Below are 17,413 nucleotides of genomic sequence, written 5' to 3'. Positions count from 1 at the left end.
CCTGCCTGTGCGGCCCGAACTATTGTTGACGGCGGACTGCTCCCCGCTCCACTCATTACACCTTCATAAAGAAAAATATTGTAACGGATGCGCACCATTCGGAACGTATGCTTTTGTCCCATGTTAATTTGTCATGAACAGGCGGCTATTAACAGGACTACATCGCACCTTCAGTCGACGCTGGAAGACAGTGCCTGGAATAAGTTCCATATTGGTGGGATTTTTTATCATTGGAGGTATGGCAGCATCTCCAAATATCCAATCTTATAGTTCACAAGTATCCAGTTATTCACCTTTCGAGGATCCGTTTCTGGATATGGCCTATCGTTCGCCAGGATCACGCGTGGGCGATACTCTACAAAAGAAGCCCTATCATCAGATGGCGTCGTCGCCGGCCGAGCGCGTGCTTTCCGGCGTGCGAGAGACACCTGTTGACTTCGACCAGCCGCCCTTTGCCCCCTTCGACAGCTTCGGCCCTCCGCCGCTATTCTCCACACCAGTGATACCGGAACGGACTGCCTTCTTTGCCGGATCGCCACCATTGCCGGTCGGATCGGGCGGTATCGATTATCCGGCGACAGTCTCGGAATCGATACCGGCGGTGCCGGAACTCTCCACCTGGGCGATGATGATCATCGGCTTCTTCGTCACCGGAGCAGCCGTCCGGCGCCGCCGCCACGGTCCGCGGGGCGATCGCATCCGCCCCTCGAAACGCCATGGCTGCGCCTGAACGAGTTCCGACGTCGAAGGCTTTGCGGTTCACGACGTTCCTGGCTGCCGCGCTGCTGGCACCCGTGGCCGCCGAGGCGCCGCCGGCTACCCCACCGGCACTTCAGGCGGCCCCGCCACACAAGGAAAAAGCCGATCGGATCTACTATCCCGCCCATTCGGAATCGGAATGGATCGGCGGCCGACATCGCTTCCCGATCAGGAGCCTGCTCAACATCCGCAAGAAAATGCGATTCGGCGATTTCGTCTGGGACGAGAAGGATGTTCCGGCCGGGCCGAGCTGGATATTGGTGGATCTGTCGCTTCAGACAATCTCCGTCTTCAGGGCCGGACATGAAATCGGTTCCGCCGTCATCCTGTACGGGTCCGACGGCACGCCGACACCGACCGGCCTGTTTGCGATCATCGAACGCGACCAGCGGCATCGGTCCACGCTGTATGACGCCGACATGAACTACATGCTGCGACTTACGATGGACGGCGTCGCGATCCACGCGAGCTCGGTTCGCGAAGGCTATGCCACCCATGGCTGCATTGGCATTCCGAACGGCTTTGCCGCGCACCTATTCAGCGCCATGAGGAAGGGTGACGTCGTGGCAATCCGGCAGCACGCAGCAAGCGCAACCTGATCACCATCGGGTATTTGTTAACCTTGTGTTGACGCAATCCTGACAAAATCTCCGCTCAGCCGGGATTTTGTCTATGCTTCAGCGCCACTACCGCCGTAAAGTCGGTTACCTTTTGTTAACCTTGTTTGCGCCGATGTTAAGCGGTGGATCGACGGCGACGCTCAATGCGGAGGATCGTCTTCTCGCCGCCCATAACCGGGAGCGCGAAGCGGTCGGCGTGCCGCCCCTCGTCTGGGACGACGCCCTGTCGGAGTCTGCCCGCGGCTGGGCCGATCAGCTCGCAGCGACCGGCTCCTTCCATCATGCCCCGGAAAGAAGCTTCGATCCCGAAGGCGAGAATCTGTGGGCAGGTACGAAGAACTATTTCTCGCTCGAGCGCATGGTCGCGGCCTGGGTGCGGGAGAAGCGTTTCTTCGTGGCTGGAAGATTTCCCGACAACAGCACGACCGGCAATGTCGCCGATGTCGGGCATTACACCCAGCTCATCTGGCGCAACACCACCAGGGTCGGCTGCGCCACCGCATCCGGGGCCGTCGAAGACGTCCTGGTATGCCGCTATAGCGCGGCGGGAAATTACCGGGGGCAGCTGCCCTTGTAGCAGCCGGGCGAGGGATCGAAGATGCCGGCCCGGGCGTTGAGCGGGCATGGTGAAAAACCTGTATCTCGTCGCCGCCATCGCCGCCGCGCTATCCTCCGCGGGGCATTGCGCACCCCGCAATTCCGGCGCCACGGCCGACGACCGGCCGCTCACCCGCACTCGCGGCGTCCCCCGCGATGTCGAGCTCACTCCGCACGAGTTCGGCCATTGGATGAGTACGGTGTGGCGAGGCGGCAAACCGACGCGGACCGCAGCCTCGCAGGGCGCGGCCGAGCCCGCCACGATGGCCGAGGAGTTCAACATGGCGGATGCGGACGGCAACGGGCGGATCACGAAGGAAGAGCTGGCGGACTATCTGGCCCGGCCCGGCACCCGGTGACCCGCAGCAACTGATATCGGACTGCTGGATCGACCGATCGAGTCCGCCCTCTTGGGAGTGCGGACTCGATGGACGTCGGTCGTTGACGAAATATGCTCCGTTGTGCATATACATGCTTATGCAGGTAGATCTCTTCCATGTTCTCGCGGATCCCGCCCGCCGCCGGGTCGTCGATGCGCTCAGCCGCGGCGAGCGACAGGTCAATGATCTCGTCGCCGAAGCCGGCATTCACCAGTCCGGCGTATCGCGTCATCTGCGCATCCTGCACGACGCCGGCTTCGTCACGATGCGGCCGGAGGGGCAGCGGCGGCTCTATTCGCTGAAACCCGATCGCTTTCGCGAGCTCGACGCCTGGCTCGCCACATATCGCCAGCTCTGGGAAGCCCGCCTCGACCGTTTCGGCGACGCCCTCGCCGCCCGCCAGCAGCTAAGGAAGCACAGAAGGAGCTCGGATGATGAATGACCAGATCGAGTCCAATCTCGTTATCGAGCGCAGCTACCAGGCCGATGTCGAGGAGCTCTGGGCGCTTTGGACGACCAAGGATGGGTTCGAATCCTGGTGGGGGCCCGATCAGTTCCGTGCCAACGTCCATCGCATCGAAGCGCGCCTCGACGGCGCGCTGGTCTACGACATGGTCGCCGACACGCCCGAGGCGATCGCCGCAATGGAGAAGATGGGCGCGCCCACATCCCAGCCCTGCCGGGGCAGGTTCACCGAGTACAAGCCGAACGAGCGGCTCGTCCTGACCCAGGTGATCGATTTCCTGCCGGGCGTAGCGCCCTATGACAGCACGATCACCGTCGACTTCTTTCCCGTCGCGGACGGCAGGGTGCGCATGGTGGTCACGTTGAGCCGGATGCACGATGCCGCGACCACGGCGATGCAGAAGGAAGGCTTCACCAGCCAGCTGTCGAAACTGGACCTGCGTTATAAAGACAAGGAGTGAGGATCATTCTATGGCCCCGACTTCGCGAACAACCGCGCGAAGCGCGCGCGCGCCGCCTTGTCGGCCCTGATCCGGCTCTCGTCTTCCGCCGCCACCCGCACCGCAGCCGTCGTCTCGCGCAGGCGTTCGGACAGGAACACGGACAGCGCGCGGTAGAAGCGCGCCGCGAACACCGGCTCCTCCTCGAAGCGCTGGAGGATCAGCTTGCGGGGAATCGCCAGGACTTCGGAGGGCTCCTCGCCCACCACCGACACCAGCGGCGCGTGGCGTTCGACGAAGGACATCTCGCCGACCACGTCGCCGCGCAGCAGCTGGGCGACGCGGACGCCGTCCTCATGGACCACGCCGAGCAGGCCGCTCGTCACGAAGAACAGGTCGGCGATCGGCTTGCCTGCGACGACCAGCTTCTCGCCGGCCTTGAGACTGCGCAGCTTGCCCATCGAGAGCAGCCACAGCATGTCGGCATCGCTGAGGCCGGCGGCGATGTATCGGGCGTTCTGCATCAGCGCTTCAGCACCGAATGGCGCAGATAGGCGCCATAGGCGCTCTTGCCGAGCGCGTCGGCGAGCCGCTCGACCTGGGCGGCATCGATGAAACCCTGATCATAGGCGACCTCCTCCGGGCAGGCTATCTTGAAACCCTGGCGTTTCTCAAGGGTGCGGACGAACTCTGCGGCCTCGATCAGGCTGTCGGGCGTGCCGGTGTCGAGCCAGGCATAGCCGCGGCCCATCAGTTCGACCGAGAGCTTGCCCGCGGCGAGATAGGCCTTGTTGACGTCGGTGATCTCCAGCTCGCCGCGCGCCGAAGGCTTCAGCGAGCGGGCGATGTCGACCACGTCGGCGTCGTAGAAATAGAGGCCGGTCACCGCCCAGTTCGATTGCGGCGCCGCCGGCTTCTCCTCGATCGACACCGCCCGCATCTTGTCGTCGAACGCGACCACGCCATAGCGTTCGGGATCGGTGACATGGTAGGCGAACACCGTCGCCCCCTCGGTGCGCGCGACGGCGCTCTTGAACAGCTCGGTCGAGCCATGGCCGTAGAAGATATTGTCGCCGAGGATCAGCGCCGACGGCCCTTGCCCCACGAAATCCGCGCCGATGATGTAAGCCTGGGCCAGGCCATCGGGGCTCGGCTGGACGGCATAGCTGATCGCCATGCCCCATTGGCTGCCATCGCCCAGCAGCGCCTCGAAACCAGGGGTGTCGCGCGGCGTGGAGATGACCAGCACCTCGCGGATCCCGGCGAGCATCAGGGTCGACAGCGGATAATAGATCATCGGCTTGTCATAGACCGGCATCAGCTGCTTGGACGTGACCGCCGTCATGGGATGCAGGCGCGTGCCGGAGCCGCCCGCCAATATGATGCCCTTCACCGAATCACGCCCCCGCCCGGCCTTACCAGCTCATCGATAATGTCCCGGATGGCGCGGCGCCAGTCGCGCGGTTGGATGCCATAGTCGGCGGCTACCTTCGCGGTCGACAGGCGCGAGTTGGCGGGCCGTCTGGCCGGCGTGGGATAATCGGCTGTGGTAATCGCCTCGACCTCGGCTGTGGGACCGCCGGCCGCCGCGCTCAGCGCGAAGATCTGGCGGGCGAGGTCGCACCAGCTCGCCTCGCCGGCGTTGACGAAGTGATAGATGCCGGTGGACGCCCGCGGGCCGTCGACCAGCCGCCGGACGATGGTGCGGATCGCGGACGCGATGTCCTGCGCCGATGTCGGGCAGCCATGCTGGTCGTCGACCACGCGCAGCTTCGGGTTGGCGGTGGCGGCGCGGAGCATCGTCTTGAGGAAATTGCCGCGATGAGCGGACAGCACCCAGGCGGTGCGCAGGATCACCGAGCGCGACTGCCCCGCGAGCACCGCGCGCTCGCCCTCGCGCTTCGAGGCGCCATAGACGCCGAGCGGGGCGACAGGATCATCCTCGGTGTAGAAACCATCCTTGCTGCCGTCGAACACATAGTCGGTCGAGACATGGATTAGCGGAATACCGGTGTCCGCCAGCCAGCCCGGCGCCTCGCCATTGACCAGGAAGGCGGCGTCGCGATCCCGCTCGGCCTTATCGACCGCGGTATAGGCGGCGCAGTTGACGATCGCATCGAAGCGCCTGCCGCGCAGATAGGCGGCGAGGCTGACCTGCGAAGCAATGTCGAGTTCGGCGCGGGTCGGGTAATGTATAGACATATCTGCCGGCCAGTCCTGCCGCGCCAGTTCGAGGCCGATCTGCCCCTGCCCGCCAGTGACGAGGATGTTGCGCATCGTCATGCCTTGGCCAGGCCCAGCCGGCCGGTATCGTAGCGCCCGGCGAGGATGTCGCCCCACCAGCCGCGATTGTCGAGATACCAGCGGACGGTGTGCTCGATGCCCTGTTCGAAGCTGACCTGCGGCTCCCACCCCAGCGCATCGCGGATCTTCGCGGCGTCGATCGCATAACGGTGGTCATGACCTGGGCGATCGGCGACGAAGCCGATCTGTTCGGCATAGCGCCTGCCGTCGACGCGTGGGCTCAGCCGGTCGAGCGTCGCGCAGATCGCCGTGACCACGTCGATGTTGCGGCGTTCGGAATTGCCGCCGACATTATAGGTTTCGCCGGGCAAGCCGCGCTCGAACACGGTGCGCAAGGCGCGGGCATGATCCTCGACGAACAGCCAGTCGCGGACATTGGAGCCGTCGCCATAGACCGGCAGTGGCTCACCGGCGAGCGCGCGGATGATGATCAGCGGAATCAGCTTCTCGGGGAAATGATAAGGCCCGTAATTGTTCGAGCAGTTGGTGACGAGCACCGGCAGCCCATAGGTGTGGCCCCAGGCGCGGACGAGATGATCCGATCCCGCCTTCGACGCCGAATAGGGCGAGCGCGGATCATAGGCGCTGCTCTCGGTGAACAGCCCTTCGGGGCCGAGCGAGCCGAACACCTCGTCGGTGGAAATGTGGTGGAAGCGGAAGGCCGCCTGGCGCGCCGCGTCGAGCCCCTGCCAATAGCCGAGCGCCTGCTGCAGCATCGTGAAGGTGCCGACCATGTTGGTCTGGATGAACGCGCCCGGCCCATCGATCGAACGGTCGACATGGCTTTCGGCGGCGAGGTGGGCGATCACGTCGGGCTGGAACTCGGCGAGCAGGCGGCCGACCAGCGCGCCGTCGCAGATGTCGCCCTGCACGAACCGGTAGCGCGCGCTGCCGGCCACCGGCGCCAGCGAACTCAGCAGCCCGGCATAGGTCAGCTTGTCGAGATTGAGCACCTCATGCCCGGTCTCGCCGATCAGGTGGCGGATCAGCGCCGATCCGATGAAGCCGGCGCCGCCGGTGACCAGGATACGCATCGTCTCTCCGTTCACAGCGGAAGGCTGTTGAGACCGTGATTCACGTTTCGGCCCGATCAGGGCGGAAACGATCAAGGTCTAGCGGCTCGCCGTCATAGGCGAAGGGGCTATCCCAGCCGGCGAGCGCGGGCAACGCCATGTCCTTGGCCGACAGCACCGGACCGCCCGGCGGCAGCGGCCAGTCGATGCCGATCGTCGGGCAATCCCAGCTGATGCCGCCGTCGCACTCCGGCGCATAGACGTCCGACACCTTGTACATGATCTCGCTATCGGGCTCGAGCGTGACGAAGGCGTGCCCGAAGCCGATCGGGATATAGAGCTGGTCGCCATTGTCGGCCGACAGTTCGGCCGCGACATGGCGGCCATAGCTGGGGGAACCGGCGCGCAGGTCGACCGCATAGTCGACGATCCGGCCGCGGGTGCAGCGGACCAGTTTGGCCTGGGCATGCGGCGGCGCCTGGAAATGGATGCCGCGGATCGTGCCCGGCTGCTTCGAGTAGCTGTGATTGTCCTGGACGAATTCCTCCGCCACCCCCTCCGCCGACCAGCGCGGACGGTGATAGGATTCGACGAACCATCCGCGATCGTCACCGAAGCGGCGCGTGTGGATCAGCTTTACCGGCAACATCGTCTCCCCGTCTGGCTGCGACGGCGGATCGCAGGGCCAGGGCGTTCTGTCCAGTGGGCGGCATGATCGCAGGCGCGAGATATCGATATTGCAGCGCGTTAAAGGCTCCTTTACGACGCGGCGCGAGCTTCCCCTCGAGATGGTTGAGAAACATGATCTTCGTTCACCTCAAGGGCGGCGTGTCCGGCGCAACATTCCCGCGCAGCCTCTCGCCGCTGGATGCTGGCTGACGTGGTGACTGCCTTGCGTCACCTGAAGCGCGCCTGGACGAAGCTGGGTGGGAGCAACCCGCCCGCGGCACCATCGGATGTGCAGCGCGGCAACATGGCGCGCGACCGCCGCGACTGGCAAGCTGCGGCCGAAGCCTATCGCGCTGCGGTAGCCGACGATCCGGAGCTGGTCCCGATCTGGGTCCAGCTAGGCCATGCGCTCAAGGAACAGGGCGCGCTGGTGCCCGCGATCGAGGCTTATGGGCAGGCGGCCGCGCGTCAGCCCGATCTTGCCGAAGCCTATGTCTTCCTGGCTCACCTCTACAAGCAGCTGAGCAGGCCCGAAATCGCGATCGGCTACTTTCTCAGCGCGCTGCATGCCGGCGAAAAAGCCCCGCACGAAGCCGACGAGCTGCTCCACCTGCTGGCCCACCAGGGCGAAGTCGATCGGGCCGGACTGGCGGCGCTGCTGCGTGAGCGGCTGGAACGGCTACCGCCTCGCGCCGCCGAAGCGCCGCTGCTGACGCAGCTCCGCATCATCCTCACCGAAAACATGTCCGAGCAGGTGTCCGGCGAGGAGGCTGCCGATGCCCCGCCGGCGCTGGTGTTCGATATCTCGGACCTGATCGCCTATTATGGCAATGCCCGGCTTCCGACCGGGATTCAGCGCGTCCAGATCGAAACGATCGAGGGGGCGTTGGCCCACGCTAACGATCGCGAAATCCGGCTGTGCTGTTTCATCGCCGGGCGAGACGAGTGGCTGGAGCTGCCGCTCGAGCGGATGCAGAGCATCGCGCGACTGAGTACGTCGGGTGGCGACCGTTTCGATCGAGAATGGACCGAGGCGGTGGCGAACCTGCGCCTGTTCCTGTCGCTGACCCATCCGTTCGAATTTCCGCGCGGCGCCTCGCTGGTCAATCTGGGCACCAGCTGGTGGCTGCAGAATTATTTTCTGTTCGTTCGCCACGCCAAGAAGACCCGCGGCATCCGCTACATCCCCTTCGTCCACGACATGATCCCGATCATGGCGCCGCAACACTGCGTGCGCGAGCTGACCCAGGACTTCATCAGCTGGGTGATCGGGGTGTTCGACCATGCCGACCACTTCCTGGTGAACTCGCAGGCGACCCGTAAGGACCTGCTGCGCGTGGCGGCGACGCTGGGCTACAAGATCGAGCCATCCGACATCGCGGTGATCCCGCTCGACACCGATTTCCGCAAGGCTGCGGCGTCCGAGCTGCCGGCGCGGGCGCTCGACCGGTGGCAGCTCAAGCCGGACGGTTTCGTGCTGTTCGTCTCGACGATCGAATCCCGCAAGGGCCATATGGTCGCGTTCGACGCCTGGGCCGACCTGATCGCGCGCCATGGCGCAGATGCGGTTCCGCAGCTCGTGTGCGTGGGCAACCGCGGCTGGCTGAACGATCGCATCTATGAGCGCCTCGCCCGCGACCCGGCGCTGGCCGCCAAGGTCTCGATGCTGTCGCGGCTGACCGACGAAGAACTGTCGCTGCTGTACCGGACCTGCCGGTTCACCATTTATCCCAGCCTCTATGAAGGCTGGGGCCTTCCGGTCACGGAGTCGCTGGGCCATGGCAAGGTGCCGCTGATCTCCGATGCCGCCTCGCTCCCCGAGGCTGGCGGCGCTTTCGCCGTCTATGCCGCGGCCGGCTCGGTGCCAGCGCTGGTCGAGACGGCGGAGCGGCTGATCCTCGATGCGGATCATCGCGGCGCGCTGGAGGCGAAGATCGCCGCCGGCTTCCGTCCCCGCGCCTGGAGCGAGCTGGCGCATCAGATCACCGACGAACTCGATCGCTTCGCGCGGCGCGATACCGTGCGACGCGGCGGCGTCGTCATCCCGCCACCGCCGACGGTGCGTGTCGGTGCCTGGCATCCGATTACGCGCAACGAGTCCACCCGCATCTGGCGCGGCATCCACACCGGCGAGGGCTTCCGGTCGAACCTCGGATGGCATTGGCCCGAGGACCGGGGCTGCCGGGTACGGCCCGAGGGCGGCGAGCTGCTGCTTCGGTTCAAGGGCCCCCATCTCAGGCTACGAATCCTGTTCCGGCTGCGCGGCGACGAGGCAGGCCTGGCGCAATGGAGCATGCGTGTCGGCGACGCCACCCAGAGCGGCGAGATCCGTGCGCGCGAGGAAAAATGGGTCTCGTTCGAGATCGCCGCCGCGAAGCGGACCCATGACGTGAAGGTCCGGGTCGACGCGGTCCCGGCCGCGGACGGCGTCATCATCACCTACTTCGTCGGGGGCTTCTTCCTCCACGCCGCCGAGGATCTGCTGACCCGGCACGACTTCATCGAAGCGCTGGCGCTGGGGCGGCTCGACACGATCGACGCGTATCGGGAAAGATGACGGCGCTCCCCATCCGCGATACAAGCCGCGCCATGACGACCATGGCCGCATCGGGGGAAGCCGCTCCATCGCCCTTGCTGCCGGCCGGCGCAGAGATCGTTCTCGACCTCTCGCGGCTGTTGTCGCGGACCCTGCACGCGATGCCAACCGGGATCGACCGCGTCGAACTGGTCTATGCGCGCACCCTGCTGTCGCTGATTCCAGGCCAGCTGCGCTTCGCCGCCATCAATCCGTTCGGCTTCTACGGCCGGCTGCCGCACGCGGCGGTGACCCGCTTCCTGGACGAAACCGAGGCACGCTGGGCCAGCCAGGGCAAGCCGGGCCGGGGCGCGCTCCTCCGCAGCGCCGCGCGCAACCTGGCGCGGCTGCGTCCACGCCGGGTTCCGCGGGCCGATGCCGGCGTGCGCCGCTATTATGTCCAGGCCTCTCCGCACCATCTCCACAGCCCGGATCGGGTCCGCGCGAAGCTGCGCGCGGAAGACGCACGACTGATCTGCCTGGTGCACGACCTGATCCCGATCGAGTTTCCCGAATATGCCCGGCCCGACGGCGCCGCCACCCATGAACGGCGGATCAGGACGATGGCCGAACTCGCCGACGGGTTGATCGCCAACAGCCAGGCGACGGCGCATTCGATGCAGCGCTTCCTGAACCGCAGCAGCACCGCGCCGGCCATCAGCATCGCCCATCTGGGTAGCGATCCGCTGCCCGCGGGCGACGACAGGCCGCCGTCCATCCCCCAGCCCTATTTCGTGGTGCTGAGCACGATTGAGCCGCGCAAGAACCACCTGCTGCTGCTCAACATCTGGCGCCGGATGGTCGAAACGCTCGGCCCCGAGCGGACGCCCCATCTCGCGATCGTCGGGCGGCGCGGCTGGGAAAATGAGAATGTCGTCGACATGCTCGACCGCTGCACCGCAATCCAGGGCCACATCCACGAATATTCCGGGCTTTCGGACAGCTCGGTGAGCACCCTCTTGCGGCACGCCCGGGCGCTGCTATGCCCTTCCTTTGCGGAAGGATTCGGAATGCCGGTGACCGAGGCGCTGCTGTGCGGGACCCCGGTGATCTGCAGCGACCTGCCCGCGTTGCGCGAAGCCGGCGGCATCGTTCCCGACTTCATAGACCCTTTGGACGGGCCGGAGTGGATCAGGACGATCATGGACTATAGCGCGGATCGAGGCGACAGACGCACCGCGCAGCTGGAGCGGCTGCACGGTTGGAGCCCGCCCAGCTGGCGCGCGCATGTCGAGGTCCTGCTCGATCTGGTCCGTGAGATCGACGCGCGCGCGGGCGTTCTCGCATGACCGCCGCCCGATCGAGCTTCTATGACGAGCTGACCCTCCAGCTCAACGTGATCGGCGCACTGGTATTGCGCGAGCTGCACACGCGCTTCGGCCGCAACAATATCGGCTATCTCTGGCTGATCGGCGAGCCGCTGATGCTGGCCACCGTGATCGGCGCGCTCCACGCCTTCCAGCCGGGGCATCTGGGCACGAACATCCCGCCGGTGGCGATGTCGCTGATCGGCTACTGCATCTTCATCATCTTCCGCGGCATCTTCAACCGTGCGGAGAGCATCCTCGAGAGCAGCCTGCCGCTGATGTATCACCGGATGATCTCGGTGCTGAACCTGTCGATCGCGCGGGTGGTGATCGAGGCGGCCGGCTGCTTCTGCACGCTGGTGATCCTGATCGGGCTGGCGATCCCGCTGGGCTATGCGGACTTTCCGGCGCGGCCGCTCTACCTGCTGGCCGGGATCGGCTGGATGATCTGGCTGTCCTTCGCGCTGGGCCTGAACGTCACCGCGATCACGTTCGACAAGCCGACGCTGCAGCGCCTGGTCCACCCGATTTCATACTTCATGATGCCGTTGTCTGGGGCGTTCGTGGCGACCGAATGGCTGCCTTATAATCTGCAACGGATCATGGACTGGAATCCAATGGCCGACCTGTTCGAATATGCCCGCTACGGCATGTTCGAAGGCGCATCGGACAAACATCTGTTTGCCGGCTACATCACGGCCTGCTGCGCCTTTTTGACCTATAGCGGCCTGATCGGCATAAGGCGGGTTCGCAGCCGCGTTCACCTGCAGTAATAGACCTCAGCCCGATATTATTTGGACGACCGATGCACGGAATCATCAAGCCGCAATCTTCCCATGACAGCGTCGGCCAACCCGATCGGTTCGCCGCCGCGTCGGATTGGGCGCGCCGGAACAAGTGGTTCCTCATCATCGTGATGCTGCCGACCGTGCTGGTCGGCATCTATTATTATCTGATCGCGGCCGATCAATATCAGTCCGAAGCCCATTTCGTGGTCAAGACATCGGACAGTTCACCGCTGCCGTCCAGCGGCCTCGGCCAGTTCCTAGGCCTGTCGGCGGGGCTGTCGCAGGCGCGCGCCGATGCGATCAGCGTCAACGACTATCTGGATTCGCAGCAGGCGGCACTGCGGCTCAACGCGGCTGTCGGCCTGGTCGATCGCTTCCGCAGGCCGGAGGCCGACATCGCCACCCGGCTATGGTTCTCCGACCCCACGCCCGAGATGCTGCTGCGCTATTATCGCAAGCAGGTCGACGTGAAGTTCAACCAGGAAACCGGCATCACCACGCTGCAGGTGCGCAGCTTTCGGCCAGCCGATTCCTACGCGATCATCAACCAGCTGCTGCAGATGGGCGAGCAGCGGGTGAACCTTATCAACCGCCGCAGCCAGAATGACGCGCTGGCGACCGCGCGCCGCCAACTCGCCGAAGCGGAAGATTCGCTCGCTGCGGTGCAATCGCGGCTCACAATGTTCCGCCAGCAGCGCGGCGACCTCGACCCCGAAGGTTCCGGCAAGGCGCAGCTGACCCTCGTCACCACCCTTCAGGGCCAGCTTACGACGGCGCGGGCGCAACTCAACGCGATGCGCGGGATCATCTCCCCCAACAGCCCGCAATTCGTCGCCATCGCCGCGCGCGTCCGGGCTCTGGAAGCGCAGGTCGCCGGCCAGACCGGAAAGCTGACCGGCGGCGGCAGCGCGATCGCGGCGCGGCTGGGCAATTACCAGGATCTCCAGATCCGCCAGGACTTCGCGATGAAACGCTACGAAGTCGCCGCCGCGAACCTGGAAAAAGCCCGCGACGCGGCGATGAAGCAGCAACTCTACATCGTCCGCGTGGTCGATCCCAACATGCCGGTGAAGTCGGAGTTTCCGGAGCGTGGCAAGATCGTACTGACCGTCTTCCTGTCGCTGATGATCGCCTATGGCATCGGCTGGCTGCTGGTGGCGGGCGTTCGCGAGCATTCGCTGTAGGCTGAGGTCGAAACGTCCGACGGAGTTCGCCTTGGACATCGTTTTCCTGCAGACTGCCGACCCGTTTCGCTACAAGCGGATGCTAGACGCCACAGCGCGGACGGTAACCGAATATTGCCGGCGTCACGGTTTCGGATATGAGAGCTATGTCGGGATCAAACGGGGATATTTTCCCTGGCATGCGACATTCAATCGCATGTTCCAGTTCCGCGAGCTGCTCGATCGGGGGTTCACAGGCTGGGCGATCTATCTCGACGCCGATGCCTATATCCATGATCTCGAATTCGATCTCGTCGCCTATCTAGGGGCTAGGCCGGCCTGTGCAGGCATCATGACGACTATCCAGGGCGCGCCGTATCCATGGTGTATCAACGCAGGCGTGCTGCTGCTGAACCTTAGCGAGCCAAAGGGTCGCGAAATCGCGGTACGGTGGCTCGACCGATATTTGCAGATCGACGAGGGCGAATTGCGCCGCATGGAGATCTGGGACGACGGAAACAGCGACCAATCGATGCTATTCGAATTGCTCCAGCAAGATCCAACGCTCCGCACGGCGCTGCACTATGACGATGGCAGCGTAGTCAACTCGCATGACGCGCGCTTCATCCGCCAACTGCTACGCTCGCTCAGCCCCGACCTGGAACAGCGCACAGTCACGCTGGAAACCCATGTCGACGCTATTCTGGGGCGGTCGGCCGATCTCTCCGCAACGATGGTAACCGCATTATATAGGGCCATACTGGAGCGGGAGCCGGATGAAGGCGGGCTTGCTGCCTATGCCCGATATGTTCGTGATGCAGGCCCCGAAAACGGCGTGCGATTTGTAGCAGCAGAGATGTTGGCGAGTAAGGAATATCGGATGCGGCCATTCCGTCATGGCAGCAAGCCGCTACCATGATTATCTTCAAACACAAGGATACCGGATGGGCATCGCTCTCTCTGGGTTAAATGCCCTTCTCGACCTCCACAGCCGGTTTGGAGACTTTGGCAAAACTGTACAGATTGGTCGTCAGGGCCTGTATATCGCTGCTCATGAGCAAGCTGCAGCCGATGCTGCGGTTCGCGCTCATGGTCTTGCCGATAGCCTGAGCGCAATCGTGGCGAGCGACATGTTCGCGGATACGAATCTCCTGGCACGGCTCGGCGCCCATCCAGTCATGGCGGCAGATGCCTCTCCCTATGAGGGAGCGACCATCATCCACGACTTCAACGATCCCATTCCTGTTGAGTATCATGGGCTGTTCAACACCTTGATCGAATCTGGGTCGCTAGAACATATATTCAACGTTCCGGTCGCATTGGCCAATATGATGCGGTTGCTAGCGATAGGTGGACGTCTAGTGAGCATAGCTCCGGCCAATAATTGGCTTGGACACGGTTTTTACCAACTTAGCCCGGAACTGCCGTTCCGCGTCTTCCAACCTGAGAACGGCTTTCGCATAATCTCGGTAAAGCTAGTAGAGGGCGATGGTCGCTCCGTCGAATTAACCGATCGCGGCGCGGAGGGTTACCGCAATGAACTGGGCGCAACATCAGGTACAACCGATTTGATCACGATTGCGCAAAAAATCTCCGACGTCGCACCCTTCGCGCGCTGGCCTAAACAGGGCGACTATGCCCATGCGTGGGAAATCCACGATGCAAGACAAGGTGTTTAATGCCGCAGCGCGGTGCACGGATTATGCCCGACCCGACGGCTTTCGGTATGTTTGCGGCGGCGCCGTGGTTTTCAATTAAATCAATCGGACTTTTGAGCGCGATATTTCTGGTCGGCATCGCTCGACGATGCTCACTTGGCCCGGGCACTCTGCCGCGCTAGGGAGCGCGCCATATATTGATCAATGTAGGTGAAGCTCGTGGTCCATCATCACCCCGTTGACGATCTGGCCTTGGGTCGACCTTGCGAGCAGAGCTCGGCCTGCCATTGGTCGGCCGCAGCCTCGACGGGGGCGGACGCTGCTTTCGTAGTCGAGGGCATCATCGATCGAGCCGATCGAGAATATGCCAATCATACCGCTGAGGAGCTATTTCCGTGGTGGCAAGTCGACCTAGGTGGGATCTACTGGATTGATACGCTTCGGCTGTTCAATCGGCGTACATGTGCTGAGCGCCTCTCCCGGTTCAGCATTCTCGCATCTGACGATCAGGTAAACTGGACGACGATCTATAGCCATGACGGAAAGTCGGTCCTGGGGGCTGGCGACGACGGTGCGGCTATAGCGATCGATTGCCCTAACTTAGCTCGCTACGTTCGGGTGCGGATGGACGGTTTCGGTCATCTGCACCTACGAGCCGTTCAAATATTCGGGCATCGTCCCAGTGAAAAGGACAGCGAGGCTTACGCCGCCTTCGTCTCTGCTCATTCTGCCAAGCGTGATGCTGCCATCGCCGGTCGCACGGGAAGAATGATTCAAATCGGCAATCTCCAGGTGTTTGCCGATGACGAGCGATACAGCCCGCCGATCATCAGATCGTTGGAGGATGGCGGATATGAGAGCGCAGAGCGAAGCATCCTCTATGCGGCGCTTCGACCAGATGATCGTGTGCTCGAGATTGGAACAGCGGTTGGCGTCTTGTCGATGACGGCCGCATCGATCGTCGGGCCAGAGAGCGTCACAACCTACGAAGCCAATCCTTACATTCTTGAGGATGCTCGCCGAAATTTCATGGCGAATGGACTCGGCGCGATCCGGTCATCCAACGCCGTGCTGCAGGCGCGAGCCGAGATGGCAGGCGTGCCGCCAACCATACCGTTCGCCGTATCACGGGACTTCTGGGCGTCTCGGCTGGGTGCAACAATCAATGATCCGGATATTGTTGACGTTGTCGATATTCCCACAGCCAGCCTCGAAGATGCCATCGAAGCCCATCGCGCCAATTTTCTCATTTGCGACATCGAAGGGGGTGAAGCCAATCTTCTGCTGCGAGCAGACCTAAGTCTAATCGACACGATCATAATCGAGACCCACTACTGGGCAGCGGGCAAACGGGCCATTTCCGACATGATTCGTAAGTTCATATCAGACGGATTCGATATTGATCTCGATTTGAGCGCACATCATGTCAGCTGTTTCCGCAGAGATCTTTCCTAAATCAAGCTACGCCGCTTTCGCAGACACACGTCGGAGCGATATTATGGCGGTGCCAACGCCCTCGGTGGTAAGAGGTGCCTAGTTCAGGTGTTTAGTCCCGCACAGTGGTGATACGCAGCGCATTTGAAGCGGTCAGTTCCCCCTGTCCTAGCGATCAGTTGGCTCGCTGGACCGCAAAAGTGTGGCTGAGCCCGATGTCGCCGGCAGCACCATCTTCGCGCACTTCGAGCGGTCGACAGCCGGCTTGCTCTATGATCTCGAAGATAAGCCGCTGCGGCAGCGCGTTCATCTCCATCGAAGGCTGCTCGCTGGCAAGATATTGACCGGAAGAAAACTTCTGGCCTTGTAAGAAGGTCGGAAACTGGACGATCGCAACGCCTTCCGGTGCCAGTGCGTCGAGCAGCCGGCGATATAAGGCGGCCATCACCGGCGGAGGATTGTGCTGCAGCACGATGCGGCTGATAATGAAATCGAAGCCACTTTGCCGCGCGAGATCGGCGACGGAATCGATGGCCTCAAATTGAACATTGGAGATTCCCTTCTGGCGGGCACGCTCGATAGCGAGCTTCAAGTGCGGCGGAGAGATATCGATTCCCACCACCCGATGCGCATGAGGTGCAAGCGCCAGTGTCAAACGTCCCACACCGCAACCGAAGTCGAGCGCCTTCCGGAAAGTGACCGGCAAGCCTGCTCGGCGTAGAAAATTAAGATGGACCTCAATGTCGCCTTGGCCAGTCGCATAGAACCGGTCGATATTGGCTGTCAGATTCTCTTGGCGAAAGTCCTCGCTAACCAGCACCGACCAATGGGGCTCCGTTTCGCCGAAAGCTCGCCATGCCTCGGCGATGCGATCGAACATCGACTGAAGCTGATCAGGCGTGCAGTCGATGTCGATCTGGATGTTCTCCACATCGAAGAAGCGACCTACCGGCAAGGAATGCGTCATTCCTCCATCGTATTTCGCCCTGAATTCGGGGCTACCCAAGAAAGCCGATCGCAACTCGGCACGATTTCCTGCCGCCATCGCCTGCATGACGACATCTTCGTTCTCCGGCTCCCGACCAAGGATCAAGCGATAGGCATAAATCACTTCTTCGCGCGTGACAGTCATATCGGTCCTTTTAGCGGCGCTTCAGCGAGTCCCTGCGTGGCGCGAGAAGATGTCGTATAAGAGGGTATAATGGCGCGGCTTGCGGCCGACGGTCGCCTATATCAGAAGC

General features: G+C 63.1%; 19 protein-coding genes. 13 read left to right on the top strand and 6 right to left on the bottom strand.

Annotation, left to right across the window (positions count from 1 at the left end):
- The first annotated feature begins 214 nt into the window (after positions 1-214).
- The 6 genes from AC1DQK_RS09085 (at position 215) to AC1DQK_RS09060 (ending at position 3,282) form a co-directional block, all read left to right on the top strand.
- Positions 215-730 (top strand): PEPxxWA-CTERM sorting domain-containing protein, encoded by a 516-nt coding sequence (locus tag AC1DQK_RS09085; protein ID WP_477869613.1) that lies wholly within the window; start codon positions 215-217, stop codon positions 728-730.
- The gene (locus AC1DQK_RS09080) at positions 717-1,358 is read left to right on the top strand and encodes a L,D-transpeptidase family protein (RefSeq protein ID WP_477869611.1); all 642 of its coding nucleotides are present in this window, start codon (positions 717-719) and stop codon (positions 1,356-1,358) included. The genes AC1DQK_RS09085 and AC1DQK_RS09080 overlap by 14 nt, the downstream gene beginning before the upstream one ends.
- A gap of 133 nt (positions 1,359-1,491) precedes the next feature.
- Entirely contained in the window at positions 1,492-1,956 is a 465-nt protein-coding gene (locus tag AC1DQK_RS09075; protein ID WP_477869609.1) for a CAP domain-containing protein, read from the top strand.
- Positions 1,957-2,002: 46 nt separating this feature from the next.
- Positions 2,003-2,335 (top strand): hypothetical protein, encoded by a 333-nt coding sequence (locus AC1DQK_RS09070; RefSeq protein ID WP_477869608.1) that lies wholly within the window; start codon positions 2,003-2,005, stop codon positions 2,333-2,335.
- 118 nt (positions 2,336-2,453) lie between these two features.
- On the top strand, positions 2,454-2,798 hold the full coding sequence (locus tag AC1DQK_RS09065) for an ArsR/SmtB family transcription factor (protein WP_477869606.1): 345 nt from the start codon (positions 2,454-2,456) through the stop codon (positions 2,796-2,798).
- Positions 2,791-3,282 carry an SRPBCC family protein gene (locus AC1DQK_RS09060; RefSeq protein ID WP_477869604.1) on the top strand — a complete coding sequence of 164 codons (492 nt, stop codon included), beginning with the start codon at positions 2,791-2,793 and terminating at the stop codon, positions 3,280-3,282. The genes AC1DQK_RS09065 and AC1DQK_RS09060 overlap by 8 nt, the downstream gene beginning before the upstream one ends.
- Before the next feature lie 8 nt (positions 3,283-3,290).
- Here the strand turns inward: AC1DQK_RS09060 and AC1DQK_RS09055 are convergent, their stop codons facing one another.
- Genes AC1DQK_RS09055 through rfbC form a run of 5 tightly spaced genes read right to left on the bottom strand, consistent with a single transcriptional unit; the run spans position 3,291 to position 7,227 of the window.
- The gene (locus AC1DQK_RS09055; protein ID WP_477869602.1) at positions 3,291-3,785 is read right to left on the bottom strand and encodes a Crp/Fnr family transcriptional regulator; all 495 of its coding nucleotides are present in this window, start codon (positions 3,783-3,785) and stop codon (positions 3,291-3,293) included.
- Positions 3,785-4,654 carry a glucose-1-phosphate thymidylyltransferase RfbA gene (gene rfbA / locus AC1DQK_RS09050; protein ID WP_477869600.1) on the bottom strand — a complete coding sequence of 290 codons (870 nt, stop codon included), beginning with the start codon at positions 4,652-4,654 and terminating at the stop codon, positions 3,785-3,787. The genes AC1DQK_RS09055 and rfbA overlap by 1 nt, the downstream gene beginning before the upstream one ends.
- The gene (rfbD, locus tag AC1DQK_RS09045; RefSeq protein WP_477869598.1) at positions 4,651-5,544 is read right to left on the bottom strand and encodes a dTDP-4-dehydrorhamnose reductase; all 894 of its coding nucleotides are present in this window, start codon (positions 5,542-5,544) and stop codon (positions 4,651-4,653) included. The genes rfbA and rfbD overlap by 4 nt, the downstream gene beginning before the upstream one ends.
- Positions 5,541-6,599 carry a dTDP-glucose 4,6-dehydratase gene (gene rfbB / locus AC1DQK_RS09040; RefSeq protein ID WP_477869596.1) on the bottom strand — a complete coding sequence of 353 codons (1,059 nt, stop codon included), beginning with the start codon at positions 6,597-6,599 and terminating at the stop codon, positions 5,541-5,543. The genes rfbD and rfbB overlap by 4 nt, the downstream gene beginning before the upstream one ends.
- 40 nt (positions 6,600-6,639) lie before the next feature.
- Positions 6,640-7,227 carry a dTDP-4-dehydrorhamnose 3,5-epimerase gene (gene rfbC / locus AC1DQK_RS09035; protein ID WP_477869594.1) on the bottom strand — a complete coding sequence of 196 codons (588 nt, stop codon included), beginning with the start codon at positions 7,225-7,227 and terminating at the stop codon, positions 6,640-6,642.
- A 219-nt stretch (positions 7,228-7,446) separates the two neighbouring features.
- Here rfbC and AC1DQK_RS09030 point away from each other — a divergent pair, with 219 nt between their 5' ends.
- The 7 genes from AC1DQK_RS09030 to AC1DQK_RS09000 all read left to right on the top strand — a co-directional run bounded on the left by AC1DQK_RS09030 (position 7,447) and on the right by AC1DQK_RS09000 (position 16,193).
- The gene (locus AC1DQK_RS09030; RefSeq protein WP_477869592.1) at positions 7,447-9,804 is read left to right on the top strand and encodes a glycosyltransferase family 4 protein; all 2,358 of its coding nucleotides are present in this window, start codon (positions 7,447-7,449) and stop codon (positions 9,802-9,804) included.
- A complete protein-coding gene (locus AC1DQK_RS09025; RefSeq protein WP_477869590.1) occupies positions 9,801-11,111 on the top strand; it encodes a glycosyltransferase family 4 protein in 1,311 nt (436 codons plus the stop codon). The genes AC1DQK_RS09030 and AC1DQK_RS09025 overlap by 4 nt, the downstream gene beginning before the upstream one ends.
- The gene (locus AC1DQK_RS09020; RefSeq protein WP_477869588.1) at positions 11,108-11,902 is read left to right on the top strand and encodes an ABC transporter permease; all 795 of its coding nucleotides are present in this window, start codon (positions 11,108-11,110) and stop codon (positions 11,900-11,902) included. The genes AC1DQK_RS09025 and AC1DQK_RS09020 overlap by 4 nt, the downstream gene beginning before the upstream one ends.
- Positions 11,903-11,934: 32 nt before the next feature.
- On the top strand, positions 11,935-13,101 hold the full coding sequence (locus AC1DQK_RS09015; protein WP_477869586.1) for a KpsE/RkpR family capsule polysaccharide export protein: 1,167 nt from the start codon (positions 11,935-11,937) through the stop codon (positions 13,099-13,101).
- A 196-nt stretch (positions 13,102-13,297) separates the two neighbouring features.
- On the top strand, positions 13,298-13,999 hold the full coding sequence (locus tag AC1DQK_RS09010; protein ID WP_477869584.1) for a hypothetical protein: 702 nt from the start codon (positions 13,298-13,300) through the stop codon (positions 13,997-13,999).
- 25 nt (positions 14,000-14,024) lie between these two features.
- On the top strand, positions 14,025-14,759 hold the full coding sequence (locus AC1DQK_RS09005) for a class I SAM-dependent methyltransferase (RefSeq protein ID WP_477869582.1): 735 nt from the start codon (positions 14,025-14,027) through the stop codon (positions 14,757-14,759).
- Positions 14,760-14,948: 189 nt separating this feature from the next.
- The gene (locus AC1DQK_RS09000; protein ID WP_477869580.1) at positions 14,949-16,193 is read left to right on the top strand and encodes an FkbM family methyltransferase; all 1,245 of its coding nucleotides are present in this window, start codon (positions 14,949-14,951) and stop codon (positions 16,191-16,193) included.
- Positions 16,194-16,347: 154 nt separating this feature from the next.
- Here AC1DQK_RS09000 and AC1DQK_RS08995 read toward each other — a convergent pair whose 3' ends face one another.
- Complete coding sequence (locus tag AC1DQK_RS08995) at positions 16,348-17,304, bottom strand: class I SAM-dependent methyltransferase (RefSeq protein WP_477869578.1); 957 nt, start codon at positions 17,302-17,304, stop codon at positions 16,348-16,350.
- Positions 17,305-17,413: the final 109 nt, after the last annotated feature.

The sequence above is a fragment of the Rhizorhabdus sp. P4_G5 genome (assembly GCF_056401065.1).
This window is presented reverse-complemented; position numbering and strand designations above follow the sequence as displayed.